The organism is Sporosarcina thermotolerans, from assembly GCF_030067815.1.
Lineage (GTDB): Bacteria > Bacillota > Bacilli > Bacillales_A > Planococcaceae > Sporosarcina > Sporosarcina thermotolerans.
Genome location: NZ_CP125968.1, coordinates 330,973 through 356,262, shown reverse-complemented (window position 1 = coordinate 356,262; position 25,290 = coordinate 330,973). Strand labels below are relative to the sequence as shown.

23 protein-coding genes and 4 pseudogenes are annotated in these 25,290 nt (G+C 41.3%); 17 read left to right on the top strand and 10 right to left on the bottom strand.

Features of this window, described 5'->3' with window-relative positions; genetic code table 11:
• Positions 1-48: 48 nt before the first annotated feature.
• A pseudogene (locus QNH10_RS20980) lies at positions 49-2,183 on the bottom strand (type IA DNA topoisomerase).
• Between the two features lie 250 nt (positions 2,184-2,433).
• Here QNH10_RS20980 and QNH10_RS02020 point away from each other — a divergent pair.
• The 9 genes and pseudogenes from QNH10_RS02020 (at position 2,434) to QNH10_RS01980 (ending at position 10,147) form a co-directional block, all read left to right on the top strand.
• Positions 2,434-3,344, top strand: a pseudogene (locus tag QNH10_RS02020) (DsbA family protein).
• Between the two features lie 119 nt (positions 3,345-3,463).
• The gene (locus tag QNH10_RS02015; RefSeq protein WP_283733343.1) at positions 3,464-4,003 is read left to right on the top strand and encodes a hypothetical protein; all 540 of its coding nucleotides are present in this window, start codon (positions 3,464-3,466) and stop codon (positions 4,001-4,003) included.
• A gap of 261 nt (positions 4,004-4,264) precedes the next feature.
• The gene (locus tag QNH10_RS02010) at positions 4,265-5,164 is read left to right on the top strand and encodes a MutS-related protein (RefSeq protein WP_283733342.1); all 900 of its coding nucleotides are present in this window, start codon (positions 4,265-4,267) and stop codon (positions 5,162-5,164) included.
• A gap of 150 nt (positions 5,165-5,314) precedes the next feature.
• Positions 5,315-5,986, top strand: coding sequence for a response regulator transcription factor (locus tag QNH10_RS02005; protein WP_317941186.1), 672 nt, complete (start codon positions 5,315-5,317; stop codon positions 5,984-5,986).
• A gap of 3 nt (positions 5,987-5,989) precedes the next feature.
• On the top strand, positions 5,990-6,796 hold the full coding sequence (locus tag QNH10_RS02000) for a HAMP domain-containing protein (protein WP_283733340.1): 807 nt from the start codon (positions 5,990-5,992) through the stop codon (positions 6,794-6,796).
• Entirely contained in the window at positions 6,787-7,458 is a 672-nt protein-coding gene (locus tag QNH10_RS01995) for a sensor histidine kinase (RefSeq protein WP_283733339.1), read from the top strand. Before QNH10_RS02000 ends, QNH10_RS01995 begins: the two co-directional genes overlap by 10 nt.
• 64 nt (positions 7,459-7,522) lie before the next feature.
• A complete protein-coding gene (locus QNH10_RS01990) occupies positions 7,523-8,638 on the top strand; it encodes a TolB-like translocation protein (RefSeq protein WP_283733338.1) in 1,116 nt (371 codons plus the stop codon).
• A 146-nt stretch (positions 8,639-8,784) separates the two neighbouring features.
• A pseudogene (locus QNH10_RS01985) lies at positions 8,785-9,239 on the top strand (RNA polymerase sigma factor).
• Entirely contained in the window at positions 9,239-10,147 is a 909-nt protein-coding gene (locus tag QNH10_RS01980; protein ID WP_283733337.1) for a sigma factor regulator N-terminal domain-containing protein, read from the top strand. Before QNH10_RS01985 ends, QNH10_RS01980 begins: the two are co-directional and overlap by 1 nt.
• Before the next feature lie 206 nt (positions 10,148-10,353).
• Here the strand turns inward: QNH10_RS01980 and QNH10_RS01975 are convergent, their stop codons facing one another.
• The 4 genes from QNH10_RS01975 to QNH10_RS01960 form a co-directional block, all read right to left on the bottom strand.
• Positions 10,354-11,643, bottom strand: a complete 1,290-nt coding sequence (locus tag QNH10_RS01975; protein WP_283733336.1) for a cation:dicarboxylate symporter family transporter — start codon at positions 11,641-11,643, stop codon at positions 10,354-10,356.
• An 88-nt stretch (positions 11,644-11,731) separates the two neighbouring features.
• The gene (locus tag QNH10_RS01970) at positions 11,732-12,622 is read right to left on the bottom strand and encodes a response regulator (RefSeq protein ID WP_283733335.1); all 891 of its coding nucleotides are present in this window, start codon (positions 12,620-12,622) and stop codon (positions 11,732-11,734) included.
• A 114-nt stretch (positions 12,623-12,736) separates the two neighbouring features.
• Entirely contained in the window at positions 12,737-13,897 is a 1,161-nt protein-coding gene (locus tag QNH10_RS01965) for an ATP-binding protein (protein ID WP_283733334.1), read from the bottom strand.
• Positions 13,898-13,948: 51 nt separating this feature from the next.
• Positions 13,949-14,212 carry a hypothetical protein gene (locus QNH10_RS01960; RefSeq protein ID WP_283733333.1) on the bottom strand — a complete coding sequence of 88 codons (264 nt, stop codon included), beginning with the start codon at positions 14,210-14,212 and terminating at the stop codon, positions 13,949-13,951.
• Positions 14,213-14,318: 106 nt separating this feature from the next.
• Between QNH10_RS01960 and QNH10_RS01955 the strand changes: the two genes are divergently transcribed.
• Together QNH10_RS01955 and QNH10_RS01950 are read left to right on the top strand one after the other, a co-directional pair.
• Complete coding sequence (locus QNH10_RS01955) at positions 14,319-15,083, top strand: IclR family transcriptional regulator (RefSeq protein ID WP_283733332.1); 765 nt, start codon at positions 14,319-14,321, stop codon at positions 15,081-15,083.
• A 35-nt stretch (positions 15,084-15,118) separates the two neighbouring features.
• Complete coding sequence (locus QNH10_RS01950) at positions 15,119-16,261, top strand: NADH-dependent flavin oxidoreductase (protein WP_283734544.1); 1,143 nt, start codon at positions 15,119-15,121, stop codon at positions 16,259-16,261.
• A gap of 74 nt (positions 16,262-16,335) precedes the next feature.
• Here QNH10_RS01950 and QNH10_RS01945 read toward each other — a convergent pair whose 3' ends face one another.
• A complete protein-coding gene (locus QNH10_RS01945; protein ID WP_283733331.1) occupies positions 16,336-16,644 on the bottom strand; it encodes a winged helix-turn-helix transcriptional regulator in 309 nt (102 codons plus the stop codon).
• A gap of 200 nt (positions 16,645-16,844) precedes the next feature.
• On the opposite strand from QNH10_RS01945, the gene QNH10_RS01940 reads away from it, so the two are divergent.
• Together QNH10_RS01940 and QNH10_RS01935 are read left to right on the top strand one after the other, a co-directional pair.
• Entirely contained in the window at positions 16,845-17,852 is a 1,008-nt protein-coding gene (locus tag QNH10_RS01940) for an LLM class flavin-dependent oxidoreductase (RefSeq protein WP_283734543.1), read from the top strand.
• 52 nt (positions 17,853-17,904) lie between these two features.
• Positions 17,905-18,321: a DoxX family protein gene (locus QNH10_RS01935; RefSeq protein WP_283733330.1), complete on the top strand. Its 417-nt coding sequence runs from the start codon at positions 17,905-17,907 to the stop codon at positions 18,319-18,321.
• Positions 18,322-18,377: 56 nt separating this feature from the next.
• Here QNH10_RS01935 and QNH10_RS01930 read toward each other — a convergent pair whose 3' ends face one another.
• On the bottom strand, positions 18,378-19,256 hold the full coding sequence (locus QNH10_RS01930) for a LysR family transcriptional regulator (protein WP_283733329.1): 879 nt from the start codon (positions 19,254-19,256) through the stop codon (positions 18,378-18,380).
• 135 nt (positions 19,257-19,391) lie between these two features.
• Here QNH10_RS01930 and QNH10_RS01925 point away from each other — a divergent pair, with 135 nt between their 5' ends.
• Together QNH10_RS01925 and QNH10_RS01915 are read left to right on the top strand one after the other, a co-directional pair.
• Entirely contained in the window at positions 19,392-20,369 is a 978-nt protein-coding gene (locus tag QNH10_RS01925; RefSeq protein ID WP_283733328.1) for a DMT family transporter, read from the top strand.
• A gap of 250 nt (positions 20,370-20,619) precedes the next feature.
• Positions 20,620-20,913 (top strand): RNA polymerase alpha subunit C-terminal domain-containing protein, encoded by a 294-nt coding sequence (locus QNH10_RS01915; RefSeq protein ID WP_283733327.1) that lies wholly within the window; start codon positions 20,620-20,622, stop codon positions 20,911-20,913.
• Between the two features lie 66 nt (positions 20,914-20,979).
• On the opposite strand, the pseudogene yiaA reads toward QNH10_RS01915, so the two are convergent.
• A pseudogene (gene yiaA / locus QNH10_RS01910) lies at positions 20,980-21,449 on the bottom strand (inner membrane protein YiaA).
• A 222-nt stretch (positions 21,450-21,671) separates the two neighbouring features.
• Here yiaA and QNH10_RS01905 point away from each other — a divergent pair.
• Positions 21,672-22,664 carry an LLM class flavin-dependent oxidoreductase gene (locus QNH10_RS01905; RefSeq protein ID WP_283733326.1) on the top strand — a complete coding sequence of 331 codons (993 nt, stop codon included), beginning with the start codon at positions 21,672-21,674 and terminating at the stop codon, positions 22,662-22,664.
• An 84-nt stretch (positions 22,665-22,748) separates the two neighbouring features.
• On the opposite strand, the gene cdaS is transcribed toward QNH10_RS01905, so the two are convergent.
• Both cdaS and QNH10_RS01895 read right to left on the bottom strand, forming a co-directional pair.
• Positions 22,749-23,363: a sporulation-specific diadenylate cyclase CdaS gene (gene cdaS / locus QNH10_RS01900; protein WP_283734542.1), complete on the bottom strand. Its 615-nt coding sequence runs from the start codon at positions 23,361-23,363 to the stop codon at positions 22,749-22,751.
• Between the two features lie 160 nt (positions 23,364-23,523).
• Entirely contained in the window at positions 23,524-23,868 is a 345-nt protein-coding gene (locus tag QNH10_RS01895; RefSeq protein ID WP_283734541.1) for a RidA family protein, read from the bottom strand.
• Between the two features lie 382 nt (positions 23,869-24,250).
• Between QNH10_RS01895 and allB the strand changes: the two genes are divergently transcribed.
• Positions 24,251-25,282, top strand: coding sequence for an allantoinase AllB (gene allB / locus QNH10_RS01890; protein ID WP_347177961.1), 1,032 nt, complete (start codon positions 24,251-24,253; stop codon positions 25,280-25,282).
• The last annotated feature ends 8 nt before the right edge of the window (positions 25,283-25,290 follow it).

Below are 25,290 nucleotides of genomic sequence, written 5' to 3'. Positions count from 1 at the left end.
TAAGAGTAAGAAAATCCACTTGTACCTCAAAGGCTCAAGTGGATTTTGTTAAGTAAACACTAAATTTATTTTCCCATCCTCCAAGGAAAGGCATGCATCGAATTTATTGCCATTATTCGCGGTAAATCCTTTTATGGTATTCGTTTTCCCACTCGTACATAGAAGCTTCACTTGTGTAGGTGTAAGCTTTTTCTTCAGGAAAATACCCGGGAAAGTCTGTTTACAGCCATTCTTATAATTACTGCATCCGTAAAACTCTTTGCGGGCTACAATCGTTCCAGTTTTACAAGTCGGACATGGAGCCACTTCCACTGCTTGATAGGAGCCTCGTGATTTGGACTGTCGTGGGGGAACCCTCGACGCATCAATTGGTTTTGCCTCTAACTGCTTCGGCACATCATCCAATAGTTTTGTGATGAACTTTGAAATACTATCGAGGAAATGCGGTCCGCTTCCTTCGCCGTTGCCGATTTTGCGCAAATAGGTTTCCCATTTCGCTGTCATCGATGGGCTGGCAAGAAGGTTTCCCTCAATTGCCTGACAAAGTACACGGCCTTTCTCTGTAATCGATACAATATTTTTAGATACACTAATATACCCATGCTTTTTTATCGTTTCGATAATCCCACTTCGGGTTGCTTCCGTCCCGAGTCCCTCAATCTCTTTTAGAATATCCGTTTCCTCTTTGTCTTCGACAAGCTTTCCGCATGTTTTCATCATTGCAATTAACTGACCTTCTGTATAAGGCTTAGGCGGCATTGTCTTTCCTTCTTTTATTCCGATATCGGATGCCACTGTTTCTTGAATGCGAAGTGGCGGCAAGGCAGGCTCGTCCTTGTCATCCTTAGACCGTTGGAATAAAGCCTTCCATCCTAAATCCCTCTCCGTTTTACCCGTCGTGTAAAACTCTTAGGCCATTCACATCCGTCGTCACTTTTGTCTCCGTGTATAAGTAATCGGTATGGAACATGGCAAGTGTCGTTCGGACAACTTCCTCGTAAAGATTTCGCTCGATGGCGGACATCCGACCAACTACCGCTTGCGTGGGTATCTTCTTCGTCGGAATGATTGCATAGTGTTCCTGCACCTTCGAACTGTCGACATATCGTTTTTTCGGAGCAAGCGAAGCGACAGGGAATGGATGCCCGACTAATTGTTGGTAGTCTCCGACCTGGTCCTTCAAATAGGCAAATTCATTCGGTGTAATATGGCGAGCGTCCGTCCTCGGGTAGGTGACAAGCTTCTTTTCATATAGACCTTGCATCGTCTTCAGCACGTTTGCCGGGCTCATCTTCCATCGCCGGTTCGCCGTAGCCTGTAGGGTCGATAGGGAATGCAGCTGTGGTGGGGGCGTCCGCTTATCTGTATGTGTGACAGATGTAATCGTCCCTGGTGAATTCGGTTGTATTCCATGTTTTGCAAGAAGTTCCTGAATAAGCTCCCGTTTCGGCTCCTTCGCTTTTGCCTTTCCTTTATACGTACCATGTTCAGCTTTAAAAGTGGCTTCCACTTCAAAAAATGGTTCAGATACGAACGTCTCAATCTCTCGTTGCCGTTGATAGATTAAGTAAACTGTTGGAGTCTGCACACGTCCGATTGGAAACACTTCCTGGACCCCTTTCGCTTTCAACAAAAGCGTATAAAGGCGGAAGCATTCATCCCGACAAGCCAGTCGCTGATCTGCCGGGCTTTCGCCTCTTCATACAGCTGCAGGTCCTTACGGTTATCCCGTAGGTTCTCAAATCCCTTCCGCACTTCATCCATCTCAAGCGAATTAATCCAAAGGCGCTTGATCGTCTGGTTGCGGCACCTGTTTGATAATAAATGCTGTAGAAGATGTTCGATCCTTCCCGGTCCACGTCACAAGCATTAATGACCGTATCCGTCCCGCGAATCAGCTTCTTCACAATCTGGAACTGCTTGAATTTCCCCTTCGCCACTTGGAACTCGTAACGTTCCGGCAAGATCGGCAGACTACCAAGCGTCCAACGTTTCCAAGCGGGATTGTAAGCATCCGGCTCCTTCAACTCGACCAAGTGGCCGACTCCCCATGTAATGTACGCACCTGCCGGGAAGATTGGGCATGGGTTGATCTCAAGATAGCCCTCATGCTTTCGCACAGAAAAAGCATCAGCATACGCTTTTGCTTGGGATGGTTTTTCAGCTAGAATGACAGGCTTCATCAATACACCTCTTTACCATTTTAATGAAACGTAGGTTTTATATTAGTATTATCGCATACACGGTAGGGATAGTCATTCCATAATCACCACACCTACTTTTTAAACACTTTCTGCAAAGTGTTGGATAAACGACAAATCGATAAAACTATTGGTGTCGGTTCTCTTCATTGTGGCTTAATATTTAGTCATAAGGTAAATAAATGTAAAAAAACTTGAATGGAGGAGAAGTAAATTGAAAGACATGAATAATATGGTTTGTGATATGGAAACAGGTGTCTGCGGAGTAGCTGGGGAAGAAGAAATGGAAGTCATTGATTTTAATCAACCGGAAAAAACAATTAGACTTTATTATGTGACGGATCCTATTTGTTCTCATTGTTGGGCAATTGAACCTGTATTTGGCCGCTTTATAGAACAGTACGGAAATTACTTTGAATTACACACAGTTATGGGTGGTTTGCTGGAAAAATGGCATGACGGACCAATTGATCCTGCAAACGGTATTTATAAACCAGCTGACGTTGCCGGTCATTGGAGAGAGGTAGGGAACACTCAAGAATGCCGATTGATGGTTCTTTAATGATTGATAATCCAGTACAATCTTCATATCCGGCTTCACGTGTGTTTAAAGTTATCCAAAAAAACCATGGCGATGAAAAAGCGAATGAATATTTACGCCGTGCAAGAGAAGAACTTTTTGCTTTCAATCAAAACGTATCGGATCAATCCGTCCTCATTGAGATTGTAAGTAAACTTGGTCTGGATGGAAAAGCTATCGTAACAGAAGCTGAACAGCCAATTGGACAACAATTATTGAATGAAGACTTTGCTTTAGTAAGAAACTTGGGCGCAAGAGGTTTCCCAACTATTATTATGATGAATGAGGAAAACAAAGGTGTCAAAATTGTTGGTGGCCGCCCGTTTGAATACTATGTTGAAGGACTAAAACAAGTTCTTAACAAAGAGGAACTGCAACCTAAGCAACAGACACCACTTTCTGCGTTACTTAAAAAAGAAAAAACTTTATTCTCGAAAGAAATTGAAGTAATGTACGATGTAGAGAAATCTGACGTTGAATCTTTCATTAAAAAAGAGCTTTCTTCAGATGAATATCAAGCGAAGCAAGTTTTAGGGGAGTTCTATTTTACGGCAACAGAATAATACGAAGAATTAGTAGCCCCGATAAAATCGACTATCCAATAGGAGGTCGATTTTTTTGTTTAAATGAAACCTATGAAAAATGGGTTCGTATAAGGAGGTAGGAAGAAGGTGCTGTTACGATGAGTCCGGTTTTAGTAATTATCATTGCTGCAATTCTTATCATTACCTATCATTTTTTAACAAGAAATCAAAAGAAATTAAAAAAGCTGCGACAAGAGTGGGATAGTGGGACGTATTATGTTTTTGGTGAGGATTTATCATCCGTTTCTTCATATTGGGAGAATAAGAAAGGGTCGGCAGAAAGTTATGCTGGTGTAGACCAGTTGACGTGGGATGACCTTTCAATGAATGAAGTCTTTGGAAAACTTAATTACACACAGACAAGTGTTGGTTCCGAGTATTTATTTAACCAATTGCGAGATATTGACCCGAAACTTAAGGGTGTTCATGAGAAAGAAGAGCTTTATCAATTTTTAGCCAATGATGATCAGTTAAGAGAAAAGGTGCTTCTCATTTTATCGAATTTGGGAAAACGCAATCATGCAAATACCTCCTCTTACTTTTTTAATTTCAATCATGAAAAGCTTAAGCATGTATATATGTATATCGTCTTAGCTTGTTTGCCGATTGCGTCATCATTCTTATGTTCTTTAGTTTGAAATATGGGGCAATCGGTCTGTTCAGTTCATTCACATTAAATCTTGTAGTGTATTACAGGAATAAAAATCGATTGGATAATGATTTGCACTCTGTTACATATGTGGCGGCTATTATAGGCACGGGAAAACGACTAACATCCATTCATCATTCTCGATTCGCTATTTATAAGGACATTTTTAAAGGTGAAGGAAAGGGTTTAAGAAAAACTTCTTTTTGGGGTAAAGTGTTGTCGATAGGCGGAAACACGGGCGGAGACTTTGATGTTTTGTTCGAGTATGTCCGGATTGTATTTTTACCTAGATTTCATTGCCTACAACCAAATTGTCAAAACGGTTGTGAAGTATCGAAATACGTATAAGCAATTATGGGAGTCAATTGGTGAACTTGACGCGGCGATTGCGGTTGCATATTACCGTAAGTATCTGTCATTTTATACGGTGCCTACTTTTGTGGATACTGAAGAGCTTGAATTCAAGAATTTGGCTCATCCCCTTCTGAAAGATCCGGTTACGAATTCCTCAGCCCTCGGTAAAACGGTCCTTCTCACTGGATCTAATGCTTCAGGAAAGTCTACTTATATAAAAGCTGTCGCTATTAATGCTATTTTGGCACAAACGATTAACACTGTATTGGCCAGTAAATGGACGATGAAACAAAGTTATATAGTCACATCCATGGCAATTCAAGACAGTGTGTTAGACGGGGACAGTTATTTTATCGCGGAAATTAAATCTCTAAAAAGAATTATCAAGCTGAGCGAGGAACAGAAACCAATTATCTCATTCATTGATGAGATTCTAAAAGGGACGAATACGGTTGAAAGAATTTCAGCATCAGCTGCAATAATGGAGTGGCTATCAGTAAATAAAGGCATGACAATCATTGCCTCCCATGATATTGAACTTACAGAAATAACTGGCGAACTATATACTAATTATCATTTCAGAGAATCGATTGTAGATGGCAAAGTAATCTTTGATTATAAAATTCATCCTGGGCCTTCTGAAACCAGAAATGCCATCAAACTACTGGAAGTTCTTGATTATCCGGAAAGTGTAACGATAACGGCGAATAAATTGGCGCGTCATTTTACTAATGTTCGGGAGTGGCAAAGAATGGATGAGGACGGCAGTATAAATTTAATACAGGCAGGCTTGTAGGTTCACTAGTTTTCGAGTATTGACTGTAGGTGAAAAGGATAGAGGGCAGAATGATATCGGCTCACTCTATCTTTTTTAGTATTGCAGGCAACAACTTAGCAACAACTTCACGCTATACTAGAGGAAGCTAAGATGTAGGAGAAGATGAAAATGGACCATGTACAAAAGACAATCTTGATTATAGAAGACGAAGAATCGATCTATGATATTTTGTCGTATGCTTTACGGAAAGCGGGGTTCCGGGTCATTGGGGCAACATCAGGTGCAAAGGCATTGGAAGTTCTTCAGGGGATTGAAATCGATCTCATTATTTTAGATCTCATGCTTCCGGATACGACGGGCTTTGTGCTGTGCAAAAAGATAACCGCCATGACGACTACCCCAATTCTCATGCTGACGGCGCGTGATGATATTGTAGATAAGGTGGTTGGGCTGGAGCTTGGGGCAGACGATTATATGACGAAACCGTTCGATATTCGGGAAGTTCTCGCGCGTGTAAATGTGCTGCTACGGCGTAACCAAACGCCGTCACGCTTGCTCCATATTACTGAGAGTATCCATATCGACTCTCGTGCTCATTCCGTTATCAAAGATGGAGAATTGATTGCTTTGAAGCCGAAGGAGTTCGAATTATTATTGTTATTCGCCCAAAATCGAAGTCGAGTTTTTTCAAGGGAGGAAATCCTCGATACGGTATGGGAAATGGATTATGAGGGCGGGTTGCGGACAGTGGATGTACATGTACAACGTATTCGTAAAAAGCTCAATCCATCCCTAATTGAGACGGTATTCGGTGTGGGTTATAGAATGAGAGGACAATAAGCAATGAAACTAACGATCCGGAAAAAGTTTTTCATTGGTTTTTTCATTGTATTTTTCATTGCAGCCGTTTTAAGCAATCAAACCATGGCGAAGATGTTAGAAAAAAATACAATGACCAATCTCGAGGAAACAGTCGCCTCCTTGCAATATTCGTCGACGCAATTCATAAAACAATTTGGGCAGCTGCATCCGGAAAGTGGGAACTTCGTAGTTGAACATAGTGATAAGTTAGCGAATGAATTAAGTAAGTTAAATGGCCAAAGTGTAGCTCTTTACAATCGTGAAGGGCAGTTTTTGTATGAAGCGGTGCCGATTAATCGGCCTCTTTTAATGGAGCAGCAACAATTTCAGGAGAACGTAGGGGAGAGTAGCAGCGAGGAATTAAAACGAGCCTTTCAAAACCAATCTGCTTATACCATTCAGCAGCTGCGGGAGGGGGGAACGCTCCTCTATTTCGCTTATCCAGTCTATCTGAATAATACTCTGTATGGGGTTGTCCGATTTACAGCGGATTACACGGATGTTTTCTTACATAATAAAATCCTGCTCCGGACTTTCACCGTGATGACCATACTTTTGTTTGTTGGCGTTTATTTGATGTCGTTGCTATTATCCAATCAATTCATTCGAAGAGTAAAAGAAGTGACAACTGCAACGAAAAGAATGACGACAGGCGATTATGAGCCGATTGCTGCAAACAAGGCAACGGATGAAATCGGAGAACTGGCTCACAACTTTCAGCAGATGCAATTGCAAATCCAGCAGCATATCCAAACGATTGAACAGGAGAAAGAAAGGTTTTGTTATTAGAAGAAAAACGTACGGCTTTTCTCCATAACGTTACACATGAACTGAAGACACCATTAGCGACCATTTCGGGTTATGCCCAAATCATTGGGGAGAGGGAATTTGATGACCTTGAATTCCTGCAAAGAGCCTCTAAGAAAATTAGAAATGAAAGTGAGCGATTGAATGAAATGGTAACTCAATTACTTGCGTTATCAAAATACCAATCGCTCATGTCTAATAGTAGCCATGAAATGATCGATGTGTGCCCGATCATGCAATCCGTCTGTGAAGATCTTCTAGTGCTGGCAGATCCGCGTCATATGAAGATTCACCTGAAAGGCCGCCCCTATATTATGCAGGGCAATCCGGATGAAATCCGGCAGCTCTTCATGAATGTGGTCAATAATGCTATTCTGCACGGAACGCCGGGGGGCTCTGTAGAAATCATTGTAGACGAAAAAATCACGGTGACCAATCCATGTGCGCCGATTCCACCAGCCATTGCGGACAATATATTTGAACCGTTCGTGCACAGTAAAATGGAAGGCAGTTCAGGCTTGGGATTATTCATCTGTGCGGATATTATAGCTCGTCATCACGGTATGATCCAGTTTCAAGAGAGAAACGGACATGCCCGAATTAGCATAAAACTTCCTCGGCAGAAACATGTTGGAAACATGTAAGGCATGCTTGGCAACAACATTTTCTTATGATCGATCTGTAAGCATCTAACAGGAGGTTATGAACATGAAAAGAAAATGGCATGGAATAGCAGCAATGCTCACATTGAGCACCATGATGACGGCCGGCTGCTCCATTTCAGGGAAGGCAGCATCAAAGACAGTAACGCTCAGTGACAATGTAAAGCTTGAGAGTGCGTTGGATGAAAGCCATCTGCTCATCACGCATGAAGCTATGATTCCGATTGACATTAAAGCGGATTACACGGGCTTTAAAGGAGAGCGGTTGTATTTCAATCAACATAATGCGACGTATCTTTATGATGTAGAGAGTAAAAACGAGGAAAAACTGATGGATGTACCGTTTACCCTTATATCGGAGAATGAAGAGCGGGCGATATCGTATGTAAATGAAAAATTTTATGTCCATGATTTTCAAAGCGGTACGAAAACATTCATTGGCAACGGGTCGGAAGAGTGGAGTACCTACTTTGGAGACGCTGTGGGTGCAACAGTAATCCAGGTAATCAATACGAGCGAAGTTTTCAGGGTGGAAAAGACTGTGTTGAAAACCGAGCAAAAGTTCAGTTGGGATATCGATGAAATCTTTGATAGTAACGGAATGGCGATTAATTCATTCCAATCAAGCGAAGAAGGAATCTATATTGCAGGAAATTCATTAAAAGAAGGATATGGCCTATATCATTTATTGGATAATGGGGAAGTCAGGAAACTATCGTCTTTGGAAGGTATAGATTCGATGAATCGTTTTCAGTTCCTTAATGAGCAGACAATAATTTTCAATGATGTATACAAAGGTAAATCGGGTATTTATACGCTGAATCTATCAACGGGTGATGTGACACAGCTCGTTGCGGGTGGGAAGGATAAAGAAGGCATATGGGTGCCGTTTTATAAACTATCGCCGGATCAGAGTAAAATAATATTCGATACACCGGTGCAAGTAGGGAAAGAATTTAAAACGAATGTCTATGTAGCGGAGTTTGTGGAAGGACAACTAAGCAAACCGACAATACTTATGCAAAATGCAGACTTATATGCCGTAATTTCGATGACCGGTTATTGGAGCGATGATTCCAGCACTGCTTATATCAGTACGACAGTACCGGGAAATGATACGATTAATGCGATAGAAGTATATAGCATTCAATCCGACAAATGAAAATATACAAGAAAGGCTATTCGTCTCCCGAATGGCCTTTCTTGTGTTGAAAACAAAGTGTATACCTTTACATCCACTTATTCGTTGTATAGGTAGAGAGGGAGGAAAAATGATGTGAGAAAGAGGATAGATTCGCCTCCTATCTTATCCTTTTAGGAGGGGAAGTGCAGAGTTTATTGCGTGCGAAAGGAGCAAAAAAGGAGGATGCGGAAGATATCGTACAAAATACTTTTTATAAAGTGTATACACTGCTGGATGCTATAGATGAAAGCAATCTCCGCCCGTGGTTTTTCAGGGTGGCGCTGAATGAGCATATTGATTTTAAACGAAAAAAGGAAAGGCGGAATACGATACTAACCGATGAAATTTATTCAAAGTTATCACAAGAAAACTATGAACTGGACACTTTGTTAAATAAAGATGAGATTCTTTATTTACTGCAAGACGTCCGTAAAGATATAAAGAGCTTTTCTTTCTAAAATACTACTACGATTTCTCCTATGAAGAAATTGCAGAAATTCTATGCATTAAAACGACCAGCGTTAAACAGAAGTTATACCGTGCCCGTCAATCCGTGCACACAAACAGGAGGGAAAGATAATGGATCAATCATTGAAAAACGCACTGAAAAAAGCAAAACGAAGGCAATATCTTAAAATAGTTATTATCTCGTTGGCGGTCGTACTGATTTCATTGCCGATTCTTTATAAAACCGGAAATTACTTTGCTGCGAAAGGTTCTACTAGTCTACACAAACAACTCTTTCTGCATAATGCAATTGCGGAGCCGAATATTCGAATTGACTCACAAGTTACAAGCAATCGTTCCATGTTTGGGGGCAATATTGTGACGAACCGTTCGAAAAATATTAACGGCTATTTAGTGCAGTGGAGCACCCTGACAAGTTCTTACGGCTGGCTACGCAATGATATTGATCACAATGAATTAATACCGGGGTTTTTCTGGTCCGATAAGGAATTCTACGAGTATGACAAGCAAACAAAAAACAAAGTGGCCACATTTTATCATCCAGCCATCCAGCAATATCATGTAGTGGAAAATAAACTGAACGAAATCTCGCAAGTGAAGAATCAAGTTGCTGAAGTGGCGGTTTCTTTTGACCAACCGTATACATGGCAAGAGATTCAAGGGAAAATCCCGGAAAACTTGAACATTGTATGGTTATATATGGCATCCCAAATAGGGGACGAGAGTAATGGTCCAGCTGGAATGCCGGTGTATGGGTTCAGTCCATCCAATTCTACAATGGATGCATACGATAACTTTATTGCTTCGCTTGAAGTGTATGATTCGAAGGGTTATAACGAGGTGATTCAAGAGTTTTTAAAAGAAAATAAAGACAAGAAGTTTAAAGATGTGAAAATTTTGGGAGTCATGCTGACCGGTCGAACACAAAGTTTTAAAGCGTTAGTTAATGAGGACTTTATTCGCGGGGCATCCGTGGGGGCTACGGCGGAGATTGTTCCTTATATTGAGCCAGAGAAATAATAAGCAAGATAATAACAGTTCATTTGATAATTAAATCCAATGGAGAAGTAAGCATCACAGAAAATCAGTAAAACTGACTTTCTGTGACGCTTACTTTATTAACATACAAAAGCAGTTCTTAGGTGTAACGATATAAAGCATTAACACGATGCGGCTGACATAAAGTAAAAAAACACTGCCCGGCAAATGCCAGACAGTGTTTTTTATTATACCAATTTCTCTTCAGCGGGAACGAATTGCTGTTTTTCTTCTTCCTGTTTCGGTTCCTCGCCAAAGCGGCCTTCCCATTTTGAAATGACAACTGTAGACAAAGAGTTTCCTACGACATTGACAACTGTACGTGCCATGTCGAGCAAACGGTCAATCCCTACGATTAACGCCAATCCCTCAACTGGAATACCCACTGTGCCAAGTGTTGCAAGCAATACGACGAATGATACGCCAGGTACGCCCGCAATCCCTTTGGAAGTGATCATTAATACAAGGACGAGCATTATTTGATCCATAATGCTTAAATCGATACCGTACATTTGCGCGATGAAAATGGCAGCAAGTGCTTGATACAAAGTCGAACCGTCCAAGTTGAAAGAATAGCCAGTTGGCACAACGAATGAAACAATATCTTTTGGTGCGCCGAACTTCTCCATTTTTTCCATGACCTTCGGCAATACTGTTTCTGAACTGGATGTAGAATAGGCAAGAATCAATTCTTCCTTCAATAGTTTCAGGAAGGAGAAGATATTAACCCCAACCATTTTTGCAATTCCACCTAACACAAATATAATGAAGAACGCCATTGTTGCGTAAACTAAAATCATCAATTTACCCATTGGAATAAGTGATTCTAAGCCAAACTTTGAAACAGTCACTCCGATAAGTGCGAACACCCCGATTGGAGCAAATTTCATGATCAGGTTCGTAACGAAGAACATTGCATCTGCAACGCCTTGGAAAAATGCCAATACCGGCTTACCGCGTTCACCAATAGCTGCAACGCCTAAACCGAACAGTACAGAGAAGAAAATAATTGATAGCATGTTCGCATTCGCCATCGCGTCTACGATATTACTTGGAACGATACTAACAAGAACATCCATGAAACCATTGTTTTGAACCTCTGTTGTCGTCTGGACATATTTATCGATATTTCCTTTTTGCAATACGGACATATCGATACCGACACCCGGCTTGAAGATATTTGCAGCAAATAGACCAACCAAAATAGCGATAGTCGTCACAATTTCAAAGTAAATAAGCGTTTTACCGCCAAGTTTACCTAATTGTTTCATATCACCTGTGCCCGCTACACCGACGATTAATGTAGAAATGATGATTGGCACAACAATCATTTTAATCATGTTGATAAACATCGTACCAAGTGGCTGTAAATAAGTCTCGACATTCGGATTACCATAGAAGATTGCCCCTACTGCAATACCGAGAGCAAGACCAATCAATATTTGATATGCTAAAGAGATTTTAAATTTCTTTTTCATAGTAAGTCCCCCTTTACATCTGGATTGGAAGCGCTTTCTGAAGCGTGTTTTTTTATTGTAAAGGGAAACTACAAGAATCTACGTAAACCTACAAAAAGTTATTTTGCTGTTCAATTGTTTCTTTGTAAAGCATCAGTAAAAACTTTTTCACTTGAACTTTTACTGGCCGGTTTGGCGTCTCTTCGTTTTGTATTTGTTTCATTCGTGTTGAAATCTCCTGGAAATCAAAAAAGCGAGGGGCGTAATATTCAAACTCATGGATTGTATAGTCCACTGCACCAAGTGATGCCAAATGGTCAATTGCAACGGTTATGGACCGACGGATGCGTTGCTCCATTGCCTTCACTTCTTTAGGCAGCTCAGATTCCGCAACACCCATTTTCCGTGCAACCATTTCGTAGAGCTGCTTTAGCGGAGGGATTGCCGCATCGCTTCGCTGTTCCGTCAACACTTCCATTATATTTAACATATCCGCGCTGCCATTTTCGCCGGCTATACCCATGTCTTGCAAAATTGAGAGCACTACTTCCTTAAGGGAGCGGCCAACTTTTTGCGGGGAAGGAGAGCCAATATACGAAAGCGTATCGCGGATAGTTACAAGGGACTGCATTAGTTGAATCTTTTCGATGGTTTGTCGCAATACGTTTTCAACTTCAATGCGGTTGATCGGCTTGTGGATGAAAAACTCCACACCTGCCTGGTACGCTTCCCCTACCATCTCTTTGTTGACGACTTGGGACAGCATTACAAATTGCCCCCGAAATCCTTGTGCCTTCAACTGCCGGATCATTTCAATCCCGTCCATTTCAGGCATCAGCAAATCAATCAGGACAAGATTTGGCGATAGTGTATGCACCTGTTCAAGTGTTTTCAAACTACCATCCGATTCACCAACGACTATTCCCAGCCGCTGTTCAACGATAATAGATTTCAACATGGAACGGGATACCTTATCGTCATCAATTATGAAATACCTCATTACATCACACACCTCATTTTTGTAGCCTTTCAAGGGGGATCTTAACTTTGAAATGAGTTCCCTTTTCCGATGCAATTACCTCAACGCTTCCTCCGAGCGACTCGGTAATTGCTTTCACATGGACAAACCAATTCCAGTGGCCTGTGCACCATGATCGCCATATTTTGTCGTGAATCCGGGTTCGAAAATTAACATCTCGTGATCGGCTGAAATTCCTTTTCCATCATCTATGATCTGAAAACAGACTTGTCCCTCTGTTTGACTCACTATCATGCGGACAGTCCCTGTACGCTCAATTGCTTCCACGGCATTCGCCACAAGGTTATTTAATATTGCCAGTAGCAGGATTTGCTGTTCGGTCTGGAAGTCCGAAGTTTGTCTAATGTGAAAAGTCACCTGCTTGCCAAGCATTTTACTGTATTTATGATTCGCCGATTGCACCATTTCCATCACTGTGGATAAAGAAAAAACCGACATTTCCTCCCGTTTCGTCAATTGCGAGAGTCCTGCTAATATTCGTTGTGAATCTTTTTTCACTTCGTGGATCTCTTGTGCAATTTGCAATGCCTGGATGCCTAACGGGCGCTGGTGTTCTTGCTGCAACTTGCGGTACAAGTCATAGCTTGATGCAGTAATACGCTCCATATGATCCATAGATTTCTGCAAATATAACGTTTCTGCATACAGTTCAGAACCGATTCCTAATATTTCCCGGACACGTTGCTTTTCTTTCGACAGAGCGACGGAACTATAAAGTCCAACAGTAAAGAAGCTGCGGAGCAATGCCACACCAACTAAAATCGACCACTCCTTCAGATCGAGCAAGTAATGTGCCGTCCACCAATTACGTACTGCGTGTTCCGCAGTATTGCCTACAATTTCAAACAAAAACGCAAGTGCACCAAGTTGAAGGGGATGCGATTTAAACTTCTCCAAACCTACAAAATGCCAGCCCATTGCAAACAAGATATAAAATAAAAAAACAGGCAAATGCATTTGAACACTTTCCGCCAAATCAGCACCGAGCCAGAGTTGCTCGATAATACGGAACAAGACGACCACCACTGAAGTGACAAATCCCGTCCGTAAAACTGATTTAGGTGGATAAATTAAAATCAGCAAAAAAAATACAATTCCGCCGAGCGCAAAACGAAATGTTTCGCCCGCAAACGGAATCACTTTCAATTCGCCGGTAATCGCTGTCAACAGGGCGATAAATATGATCCGTGCAGCTTCCGATTGGTACATATGATGCCATGTTAGTTTTGATTTCATACGTTTGCTCCTTGCAGCCATCGTAAATTCATGTCTTATAGAGTCTCCGGGCTAATTATCTACATTATACAAGACTTTATCTTGAGTGACTTCTCGTAGAGGTGCTGCGACTTCCCGTAGAAGTGCCTCGACTTCCCATAGAACACGTTGGACTTCCCATAGAAGTGCCTCGACTTCCCATAGAACACGTTGGACTTCCCATAGAAGTGCCTCGACTTCCCATAGAACACGTCGGACTTCCCGTAGAATTTCCGCAACATCCCATAGATCGAATCGGGCATCCCGTAAACCGCGGTATGAATTAATTTCACACATATATCCATAATATAAATTTCGAGTTTCAAATAGTGAAACAAAATGCTGAGTAGTTGTATCTGAATAGAAGGTATCTTAAGCTGACTTCAGGGACGAGGTGAAACCGATGAGTAAATATGAAGTTTCGACATTAAAAAAGGGGCTTCAAATATTAGATATACTACAGGAGAGAAAATTTCTGACACTGACGGAAATTTCAAAGGCCTTGGATTTAAATAAAACAACGGTTTTTCGGTTGCTTAGTACCTTGGAAAGTATGAACTATGTTATAAAAAATGACAATTATTTTGTACGGAATGATAAAAAGTTTCAAGTGAATGGATGTGAAAGCTCCATTAACTGGACTGAGTTGCAGGCACCTTACCAATTGGGCGTAAATGAAGCTGAAGGAGTATATATCGGGGTGCTGGAAGGAACTGACGTGGTGATGAAGCAAATGATTAAACCACCCTTTACAGAACCGTACCATCCCGAGATTGGGAACCGTTCCCCATCCCATATCAGTGCACTTGGTAAAGTCATATTGGAAAACTTGATACCGACTGAACAACAAGAAACATTTTCACAGCTTCCATTTCATCAAGCCACTGACAATACATTTGTAGATATAGAAATGTTTTCACACCACTTGGATGTGATAAAACAACAAGGGTTTGCCATTGATGATGAAGAACGATTTATTGGGGTTCGTTGCATTGCCGCACCGGTATTCCATGAAAATCGTGTAGTTGCAGCAGTTGCTATAGCTGGGCCCATAGACAAAATGAAAAAGACGCTCCTAAGAGGATTGACGAATAAGGTACTAACAGTCAGTAAAGAGATATCAAAGGAACTTGGCATGCGACAGATAATGAATTGCAAAGATAGATAGTGTTTTTCACTAAAGGAAGGAGAATGAAATCAATGATGAAAGAGATATACAAACCATTATTTGAACCATTTACTCTCAAAAATGGTGTTCAATTAAAAAACCGAATAGTCATGGCACCAATGACTACGTTTTCAGCAAATCCAGATGATACCGCCTCTGATGCAGAACTGACCTACTATGCGGCCCGTTCGAATGGACCCGCCATGGTCATTACGGCTTGTGCATACATACAAGCAAATGGGAAAGGTTTCGAAGGACAGTTCGCAGCAGATCGGGATACGATGATTCCGAGCTTGAGACGTGTTGCTTCTTCGATAAAGGAAAAAGGCTCAAAAGCTGTATTGCAACTTTATCATGGGGGAAGGTTGGCAGTACCACACTTAATTCCGAATGGGGAAACGGTCAGTGCAAGTAGTGTGGCACCTCGTCTTGATCGTGGTTTTTACAGTATCGATAAGACACCGCGCAGTTTGAGTGATGAAGAAGTTGTTGAATTGATTAAGGATTTTGGGGAAGCAACTCGCCGTGCGATTGAGGCTGGATTTGATGGTGTCGAATTGCACGGTGCAACCGGGTATATACTTCAACAGTTCTTCTCGCCTCATTCCAATACACGGACAGATCGTTGGGGAGGAAGCCTTGAAAGACTTACTTTTCCACTCGCAGTAATAGAAGAAACGAAAAGAGTCATTGCAGAGTGTGCTTTACAACCTTTTATCATAGGTTACAGACTTACTCCAGAAGAACCGGAAACGCCAGGAATTACAATGAATGAGACGTTCGCTCTTCTTGATACGTTAGTTGAGGCAGAATTAGATTATATTCATATGGGAATCACTGATTTTTGGTCCAAACCTCGCCGTGGAGTTGATAGCAAACAATCACGAATGGAACTTATTGCAGAGTATGTTGGAAATCGAGTTCCGATTATCGGAGTAGGCTCCATCCATACACCGGACGAAGCAGTACAAGCACTCGAGCAAACAGGCATTCCTCTTATTGCTTTAGGCAGAGAGCTCATCGTTGAACCTGAATGGGTTGAAAAAGTGGAGCAGGGTAATGAAAAAGACATCAAAACGACGGTTAATCCAAATGATCAAGCACTTCTACAAGTGCCGGAGCCACTTTGGGAGCTTATGATGAACGTAAAAGGTTGGTTCCCTGTGGAAAATGTGTAATGACCTCAAAAACGTCCTCAGTTGTATAAGTTCAACTGAGGACATTTTTATTCGCATATCAAATACTTACCGAGCTACACTTGTAGCCAATTTTGTGACCATGTTTCTATTTCTTTCATAAGAGGCGCGAGGGATCTACCTTTTTCAGTTAACGTATATTCGATTCGAACAGGCGTCTCTGGAAAAACCTCACGTTTCACAATACCTTCGTTCTCCAGATCCTTTAACCTCTCCGATAGAACCCTACCACTTACACCAATCGATGTTTCGATATTACAAAATCGCTGCGGACCGGACAATAGCTGGTAAATTATTAAACCTGTCCACCTTTGGCTTAATAAACCCATGGCCTTTTCAAACCTCGGACATATCGACTTCTCCAATTTTGATCAGCTCCCTACTAGTAGTATAACGAGGAATAATAAATAATTGAATTATTATTTATAAAATAGTTACTTGACTATCCTATATATTGATTGTATAGTAACTTACATAAAGTAAGCAACTAACAATTAGTTAATTGAATTGATAATAGGAGGTGGATAAATTGATTGAAATCGGACTCTTTACACTTGCAGATATAATGGTGGATCCAATTTCAGGTAAAAGTATTAGCGCTGGGCAGAGAATGAAGGAGATTATGGAGGCAGCAAAACTGGCTGATGAGGCTGGTCTGGATATTTTCGGTGTGGGCGAACATCATCGATTAGACTATGCAGTCTCTTCACCACCTGTAGTATTAGCCTCCATAGCCCAAATAACTAAACGAATCAAACTGACAAGTGCGACTACCGTATTAAGTACGGTTGACCCAGTTCGTCTGTTTGAAGACTTTGCAACATTGGATTTGCTATCGGATGGGCGAGCAGAAATAATAGCAGGTCGAGGAGCGTTTATTGAATCATTTCCATTATTCGGATATGACACAAATGATTATGACGCTTTGTTCTCGGAGAACATCGAATTGTTTTTAAAGCTTAACAAAAACGAGAGAATGACATGGGACGGCCGTTTCCGTTCGCCACTGAGGAATGCGGAAATTGCACCCCGCCCCTTGCAAAAAGAATTGCCAACATGGGTTGGTGTTGGTGGAACCCCAAGTAGTGCGGTCCGTGCCGGTAAATTAGGCGTTGGGATGGCGTTGGCAATCTTAGGGGGAGACCCTGCACGATTCAAGCCATTGGTGGATCTTTACCATGAGGCGGGAATAGCAGCTGGGCATCGTCTTGAAGATCTCAAAGTCGGTGTTACAGGCCATGGGTATCTTGCGGATACGACTCAACAAGCGAAAGAAGAATTCTATCCGTATTATTCAAATTATTGGTCGGCTGTACACAGTCAACGAGGAATGTTTTCTGGTAGAATGTCAATTGCAGAATTTGAGCAACTAACGGCACCTGATACCGCATTGTTCGTAGGAAGCCCAGAGCAAATTGTGGAGAAGATCCTACGCCAGTACGAGCTATTTGGTCATAAACGGTTCATGGCGCAAGTCGATATTGGCGGTTTACCGTTTGAAAAAGTAGTGAAGAGTATTGAATTATTGGCTACCAAGGTAGCTCCAGTAGTAAGGAAAGCAACAAGTAAATAAAGTTTTAGCAAGTTTCTTATGAAATTAATAAAAGATAGAGGAGAATAAAAAAATGAATAAAAAATATGAGTTGAGTTTGTTGATCCTTCGAGTAGTGTTGGGGCTAACATTCCTATTACATGGTATTGCAAAGTTTCAAATGGGTCTTGGAAATGTAGCAGGTTGGTTTGAAAGCATTGGTATTTTAGGTTTCCTTGGTTATGTAGTTGCTGTTATTGAGTTGCTTGGAGGAATTGCGTTAATCTTAGGCGTGGGAACGCGTATCGTCTCTGCATTAATTGGTATCGTGCTGGTTGGTGCTATTTTTACCGCAAAATTGTCTGTAGGATTTGTGGGTGCTGAAGCAGCAGGCTATGAATTAGATGTAGCTTTATTGGCAATGGCAGTTGTATTAGTGATAAGCGGAAGCCAATTATTCTCTTTGGATAACAAACTTTTCGGATCAGATAAAGATAAGGTTAGTGCATAACACTGTTACAAAGCCTAATTTCTCATGCGCAATCGAGAAATTAGGCTTTTACTATGTCAGTAAGCAAGCGGATAAGGCATTACGCCTTCAACCTGTTCGAACGTTTCGATAAACCTCTCTAATGTTGACGTTAAATAGGCGTCTTTTCGTCTGACGAATATGGTATTTACCTTACTATACTTTTCAGGTAGATAGTGACAATGGACAAGTCCTCGCTCTTCCAGATGACCAACAGCTGATTTTGGAACAAAAGTAATCCCAAGCCCCATTGAAACGCTTCCTAATATTGTTTCTAACGTCCCGAACTCCATTACTTTCTGAGGCGTTATGTTTTGATCTTTAAACCATTTTGCAAGTCTCGCCCGGTAGCCACAGCCCTTGCTGAAGCAAAGAATCGGTTCCTCTAAAAGCTGTTCTATCGATGTATTAGAACAGTCCGATAGTAAGACGAGTTCTTCCTCGAAGACGTTATGGGAAACAAGTTCGGGATGTTGATCGATTTCGGTCACAAAAGCACCGTCCAAACGGTGATGCAAGACATCGTTTCGAAGTTGTTCAGTTACACCTGTATGTAATGATAAGTCGACGTTTTTATATTTCTTACTATATGAAGATAAAATAACTGGTAATTTAATGACTGTCTCAACCGTTCCGATTTCGAGTTTACCTGCTGGTTCAGTTTTACTTTGAACGACTTTTTTCATTTCATTTGTCAGCGATAGAATTTTCTCGGTATAGACAAGTAATTTTTTTCCTTCGGGTGTTAGCGTCATTCCCCGATTATGGCGGTTAAAAAGGGCTGTATTCATTTCCGCCTCAAGTTTTTTTATTCTTGAAGTGATGTTGGACTGGACGTAACTTAATTCTTTTGCAGCATCGGTAATTGTGCCTTTGATAGCAACCATTTGAAAAATCTCTAAATCTTTGAACTCCATTTGATGACCCCCCAACTTGCTTTACTATATGGTATCACCATTTGAGATGGATAACATCAATATTGTTCATTTCGAGAGATATCATGAATGTGCTTTAATGAGGATATAGAAGGTAATTGAAGGAGACATCTTAGATTGAAGAACAGAATATTGGTTGCCGCTATTTTATGTTTGATTTCTGCAGTATCCTGGGGTGCGATGTTTCCAGTTGCGAACCATGCGTTTCATCATTTAGACCCGTTTTACTTCACTCTTTTTCGCTATGGTTTCGTAACAATCATTTTACTCGTTTGGCTATTATGGAAGGAAGGTAAACAAGCTTTTCGCTTTGAAGGAAAAGGTTGGTCCCTTTGGTTTTTCGGAACGATGGCCTTTACGGTTTATAATCTGCTCATTTTCTGGGGTCAAGACCTGTTGGGTAATCCCGGCACGATGATAGCCTCCATTATGGAATCGTTGATGCCTATGATTTCCATCATCATCGCTTGGCTGTTCATTAAGCAACGACCTCATGCATTTACGATGTTTTGTGTGTTCATTGGGTTTGTAGGAGCTTCATTAGTCGTAACGAAGGGTGATTTTGGTGCCTTCTTTACAGCGTCAAATGACATCATCCCGTCTTTATTGATTCTTATCGCGGTCATTGGGTGGGTTGTTTATACGATGGGTGGTAGCAGATTCAGTAGTGATGGCTGGTCAGCCTTACGTTATTCTACTCTAAGCTGCTTGCTCGGAACTGTGACTGCTGGAATTGTAGTTTTCGTCGTAACGTTGACTGGTTATGTCACTGTACCAACCGCAGAAGCAATAATCATTACAAGCCCTCATATTGCATTCATGGTGATTTTCCCGGGCGTTATTGCCTTGGTCGGATGGAATTATGGTGTCAGTGTTATCAAGCCTTTAAATGGATTACTATTCCTTAACTTCGTACCCGTTACGACATTGGTCATTCAAATTTTTCAAGGTGCAAGCGTCACTGCCTATGACTATGTTGGTACCATTTTCATTATCCTCTCGTTGGTTTCAAATAATATTTATCTTAGATGGCAGCAGGGGAGATTGGAACCGAAAGAGAAATATAAAGGAAGACTTCAAGAAACAGAAGCATGATAAAAAACGACTTCGGCGACGAAGTCGTTTTTTATATACTATCGCCATTCAATTTATTAACTTCCTCAGCTACCCGGATTTCCGATTCGATTGCCCCCTGAATACAAACATGAAGAGTGAACGCATCTTCACCGACAAAATGGACATCGGGAAAAAGTTGTCGCTCGTGGTTCGTTTGTGATAAATTCGGAAGAGAAGATTATACAGAGATTATAGAGAGGGTAAATTTGAGTGAAGGGGATTAGTACAAATGACAACTTCAAAGAAAACCCTTAGGACTTGTAGCAAAGGACATAACTACTATAAAAGCAGCGACTGCCCGACCTGTCCGATATGTGAGCAAGAACGCAAACCTGACACTGGATTTCTTTCAGGACTATCAGCACCGGCAAGACGGGCGTTGGAAAATAACGGTATTACCTCTTTGCAACAGCTTTCGACATTTAATGAAAAAGAGATTTTGCAATTTCACGGTATGGGGCCAGCTTCTATACCGAAGCTTAGAGATGCTTTGAAGACAAATGGGTTATCATTTAAAAAGTAGGCAAACAAAATCCGACTGAGTGGGTCACACTCAGTCGGATTTTGCAAAAAAAACATCGAAAGCTGCTCAATCCATCCCTCTTACTTTCTGTGTATCCCTAATGTTTTTCTGAACAGTGATGGCTGCAAAGATACTTAGAACAAACGCCATGCCATAAAATCCTTTTTCACTTAAAACGATGCTTCCTGCATTGTACAAGCCGATGCCCATCAATAAAATGGCTATGAGAAGTGCAAGCCAGCTAATGCCATAGTAAATATTCGTGACTGGTATTCCTTCCTGTTTATCTCGTACTGCTTTTTGCAAGGATACGGAAGATAGAGTCCGAATATCAATATCGCAAAGTAGTATCCTTTTTCGTTCAACTCCATGGTTGCGTTAAACAATCCAATCAGATAAGCTGACGCCCCAATTAACAGCGCTGCCCAGGAAGCCCCTTTGAACGCAGCGGTCGGTTCTCCATCTTTTCTTTCCACTTTCATCTTCGGTTCATTTTGTTTTTCCCTTTCAAATAAATCTTCAATATCATTTTTCATTGAAAATTCACCTACCCCTTAAGATTATCATATCCAATGGGATTTACATCGGTAACCTATTTTTCTGTTTCACATCTATCTTACTAATCATATGTTCGTTCATAGGTTTAAATAACTGGAAAGAAGTTTAAATAGGAGAGATTGAAAGGAAGTTTGCTGTAAGCTGTTTTGTTGTTAATAACTGATGAGGCCAATTAGACTAAAAGAAAGGAGCGGATACATATGAGACTAAGTATATTGGATCAAGCACCGATCACAAAAGGGAATAGTGCGCCTGACGCTTTGAAAAATGCGGAAGAGTTGGCGGTTTTAGGCGATGAGTTAGGCTATCATCGCATGTGGATGGCGGAACACCATGGAACCAACGACTTCGCGAGCTCAGCTCCGGAAGTAGTGGCGGCTCATTTGGCTGCGAAAACGAAAAACATTCGGATCGGGACCGGCGGAGTAATGATGATGCATTACTCACCGTTGAAATTGGCAGAGGTATTCAAAACGTTAAGTGCCTTTTCTCCAGGTCGGATCGATTTCGGCGTCGGTCGGGCACCGGGTGGGGATCAGCGCGCCATCTATGCATTGTCCGAGGGACGTCAGCCCTTATTGCATAATATGTACGAGAAGTTTGATACAGCATTGCAGTTGATCAATGACGAGGTACCGACGGATAAACTATATGATCAGACAATCGCTACACCATCTTATGTCGTTTTACCGGAAGCATGGCTATTGGGTTCGACGGGCAACAGTGCTATCCAAGCAGGAATTAGAGGTGTCGGCTATTCATTCGCACAGTTTTTCAACGGGCAAATGTCGAAGTATATCTTAGATGCGTATAAAGAGAACTTTAAACCTTCCGCTTTTATGGAGAAACCGGAAATCAATGTTTCCTATATGGTGACAACGGCTGAAACAAAAGAAGAGGCGGAATTCGAAGCGAAGCCTCAGGACATTTGGCGTTTGCTATTTATGCAAGGTAGGCTGACATCATTTTTAACGCCTGAAGAGGCAAGTGATTATCCATTAACGGAAATGGACCGTATGACAATAGAAGAGAATCGTAAAGTCCATTTAGTCGGAGATGCAAAAGAAATTGCAGCGAAACTCCAACAAGAGCAGGAGCAATACGGTTTTGATGAAGCGATGATTGTCAGCATCCCTCATTCCCAAGAACAGCGTTTGAATGTGTATCGATTATTAGCAAGGGAATTATTATAGGATTGAATGTTAGATAAAAGCCGGTACGATGTGAAAACTTACATCATATCGGCTATTTTCATTACGTAGGTTTACTTATCCCCTTTACCCGACCAATGTCGTAATCGGATACAGTTCCCCTTTGAAAGCAAATGACACCCGTCCTGTTTCCTCCGACACGACAAGAACAAGCGCATCACTGCGTTCTGTTAAGCCCAAAGCAGCGCGATGCCTTGTTCCTAATTTTTTATCCCCTGTAAATCTGCCGGATAAAGGAAGGACATTTGCGGCGGATACGATTTGGTTTTGATTCACTAACACGGCACCGTCATGGAGTGGACTTCCGGGATAGAAAATGGATTCAATCAATGTATGCGTCAAATCGGCCCCAACTGAAATGCCGGACGTCAACAAAGATTCAAGGGGATCTTCCCGTTGGATTACTATTAATCCACCATGTTTCAATCGTGACATGTTTTGTACACTCGTCGACAATTCGGGATATTTATCGGTAAACGGAGAAAGATAGCAGTTTAAATAGAAAGTGGCGGCTTTCATTTCAATGGATAAAAAATCACCTTTTATTTTTTCGAAATCACCAAGGAGACAGGTCTCCTCATCAAAGATGGCTTCTATATTATTTTGTAAGGCTCTGATAAGCCGACGAATGTCATCTCTAAGTACTTCCTTCATCGGTGAAAAATCGCAATTAATTTTCATTTGATCCACTAAATTCATCTCCCTCATCTTCAAAATACCGTATTCGAAGTTTGTCCATATGGGGATGAATTAATCAAATTCCTTCACAGTTTAGGTGCTCTATAATCGGAAAAACCCACTGAAGCTATAGGCTCAGTGGGTTTCTGTCTGTGCATTTAATTTATTTAGATTTTTTAGCAATCAATTCAATTTCAACCTCTGCCCCAAGTGGCAGTCCCACAACAGCGACACATGTTCTTGCAGGGTAAGGTTTAGAAAATTTTGTTGCATATACTTCGTTCATTGCGGAAAAATTATTCATATCCGTCAAGTAAACATTAGCCTTAACAACATCATCAGGTGTAAGGCTGGCTGCTTCAAGTGCCTCGAATAAGTGATTAAAGCAGAGCTCCGTTTGCCCGGCAATGTCACCCGTCAAATCCTTTGCCCCGACAGAGTTCATTGCAGTTTGACCGGATAAGTAAACTAAATCGCCTGCGTCTACCGCAGCTGAATATGGACCGATGCAGTTGCACCTTTAACTTCATAAGCTATTCTTGCCATAATGATTCCTCCTTCATTCATTGACCGTCGATTGGACGATTCAACAATCCAATCGTAGTATTGGTAACCGGAAATATCAAATTTTCCGGTTTGGAACAACGGAAATTTGGGGATTTATATTACTTGAGATACCAAAATTATTCGGAATGAATAATAAGGGGAGTTTAGTAAAACATACAGGTCGACAGGAATGAACAAATCATGTTTATGATAATCGAGAGATTTGTTCAAAGTGAACAATGCAGTTGTAGAATCAGGCATATCCCTCATTGTTTACATTATTTGTCTGGTATAATATTTACGAGATAGGTGAAAGAAAAATTCACATCTGGAGGAGTTCAATTATGACTACTTATGATTTACTTATTAAAAATGGAACAATTGTAACAGCAGATACTACGGTTCAAGGTGATATTGCAGTTAAAGACGGAAAAATTGTGGAAGTGTCTACGGGCAAATCATTGGAAGGAACGGCAAATCGTGAAATTAACGCAGAAGGGCTACATATCTTCCCTGGTATGATCGACTCTCATGTTCACTTTAACGAACCTGGAAGAACTGAGTGGGAAGGACTTGAAACAGGAAGCAGAAGCTTGGCAGCTGGCGGGGCAACGTCATTCTTTGACATGCCACTAAATAGCACGCCTCCGACTATCAATAAAGAAAACTTGGAGCTCAAGCGTTCACTTGCAGCTGAAAAATCTATCGTAAATCCATATTTCTGGGGCGGACTTGTACCTGAAAATATTGCTGACTTAAAAGATCTTCATGAAAATGGCGTAATTGGATTCAAGGCTTTCATGTCACCAAGTGGAATTGCTGATTTCAACAATGTAGACGATGAAACGATCTATAAAGGGATGAAAGAGATTGCATCTTTAGGATCCATTTTGGCTGTACACGCAGAGAGTACAGTTATGTGTGATCAACTTGCAAAAGAAAAAATTGAAGCTGGTAAGGTGACGGCAAGGGATTATGTCGAATCACGACCAATCATTTCGGAAATTGAAGCTGTAAGAAGAATTATCTCGTATGCTGAACTGACTGGATGTAAGCTTCATATCGTGCATGCAAGTAGCCGAAAAGTCGTGGAAGTGATCAAAGCAGCGCAACAACGTGGCGTTGACGTTACAGTTGAAACATGCCCACATTACTTGTCATTGACAGTGAAAGACATTGAAGAACAAGGCGTAATTGCAAAATGTGCGCCACCTCTACGAGACGAAGACGAAGTGGAAGATTTGTGGAGAGCAGTTGCTGAAGGTGAAATCACTACAATCGGATCTGACCACTCTCCAGCACCAGCATCCATGAAAGTGATTAAAGACAATATCTTCGACGGCTGGGCGGTATATCAGGAGCACAGTCCAGCTTAAACATTTTA

Bases quoted from the DNA above. Each gene is read 5' to 3' on its own strand.
- QNH10_RS02015 (WP_283733343.1), top strand. From the start codon at position 3,464: ATGAGTCCGGTTTTAGTAATTATCATTGCTGCAATTCTTATCATTACC.
- cdaS (WP_283734542.1), bottom strand. From the start codon at position 23,363: ATGAAAATTAATTGCGATTTTTCACCGATGAAGGAAGTACTTAGAGAT.
- QNH10_RS01940 (WP_283734543.1), top strand. From the start codon at position 16,845: ATGGTGGATCCAATTTCAGGTAAAAGTATTAGCGCTGGGCAGAGAATG.
- QNH10_RS01905 (WP_283733326.1), top strand. From the start codon at position 21,672: ATGAGACTAAGTATATTGGATCAAGCACCGATCACAAAAGGGAATAGT.
- QNH10_RS01955 (WP_283733332.1), top strand. From the start codon at position 14,319: ATGAGTAAATATGAAGTTTCGACATTAAAAAAGGGGCTTCAAATATTA.
- QNH10_RS01975 (WP_283733336.1), bottom strand. From the start codon at position 11,643: ATGAAAAAGAAATTTAAAATCTCTTTAGCATATCAAATATTGATTGGT.
- allB (WP_347177961.1), top strand. From the start codon at position 24,251: ATGACTACTTATGATTTACTTATTAAAAATGGAACAATTGTAACAGCA.
- QNH10_RS01930 (WP_283733329.1), bottom strand. From the start codon at position 19,256: ATGGAGTTCAAAGATTTAGAGATTTTTCAAATGGTTGCTATCAAAGGC.
- QNH10_RS01915 (WP_283733327.1), top strand. From the start codon at position 20,620: ATGACAACTTCAAAGAAAACCCTTAGGACTTGTAGCAAAGGACATAAC.
- QNH10_RS02000 (WP_283733340.1), top strand. From the start codon at position 5,990: ATGAAACTAACGATCCGGAAAAAGTTTTTCATTGGTTTTTTCATTGTA.
- QNH10_RS01965 (WP_283733334.1), bottom strand. From the start codon at position 13,897: ATGAAATCAAAACTAACATGGCATCATATGTACCAATCGGAAGCTGCA.
- QNH10_RS01970 (WP_283733335.1), bottom strand. From the start codon at position 12,622: ATGAGGTATTTCATAATTGATGACGATAAGGTATCCCGTTCCATGTTG.
- QNH10_RS01950 (WP_283734544.1), top strand. From the start codon at position 15,119: ATGAAAGAGATATACAAACCATTATTTGAACCATTTACTCTCAAAAAT.
- QNH10_RS01960 (WP_283733333.1), bottom strand. From the start codon at position 14,212: ATGTGTGAAATTAATTCATACCGCGGTTTACGGGATGCCCGATTCGAT.
- QNH10_RS02010 (WP_283733342.1), top strand. From the start codon at position 4,265: ATGTTTTGTTCGAGTATGTCCGGATTGTATTTTTACCTAGATTTCATT.
- QNH10_RS01980 (WP_283733337.1), top strand. From the start codon at position 9,239: ATGGATCAATCATTGAAAAACGCACTGAAAAAAGCAAAACGAAGGCAA.
- QNH10_RS01935 (WP_283733330.1), top strand. From the start codon at position 17,905: ATGAATAAAAAATATGAGTTGAGTTTGTTGATCCTTCGAGTAGTGTTG.
- QNH10_RS01990 (WP_283733338.1), top strand. From the start codon at position 7,523: ATGAAAAGAAAATGGCATGGAATAGCAGCAATGCTCACATTGAGCACC.
- QNH10_RS02005 (WP_317941186.1), top strand. From the start codon at position 5,315: ATGGACCATGTACAAAAGACAATCTTGATTATAGAAGACGAAGAATCG.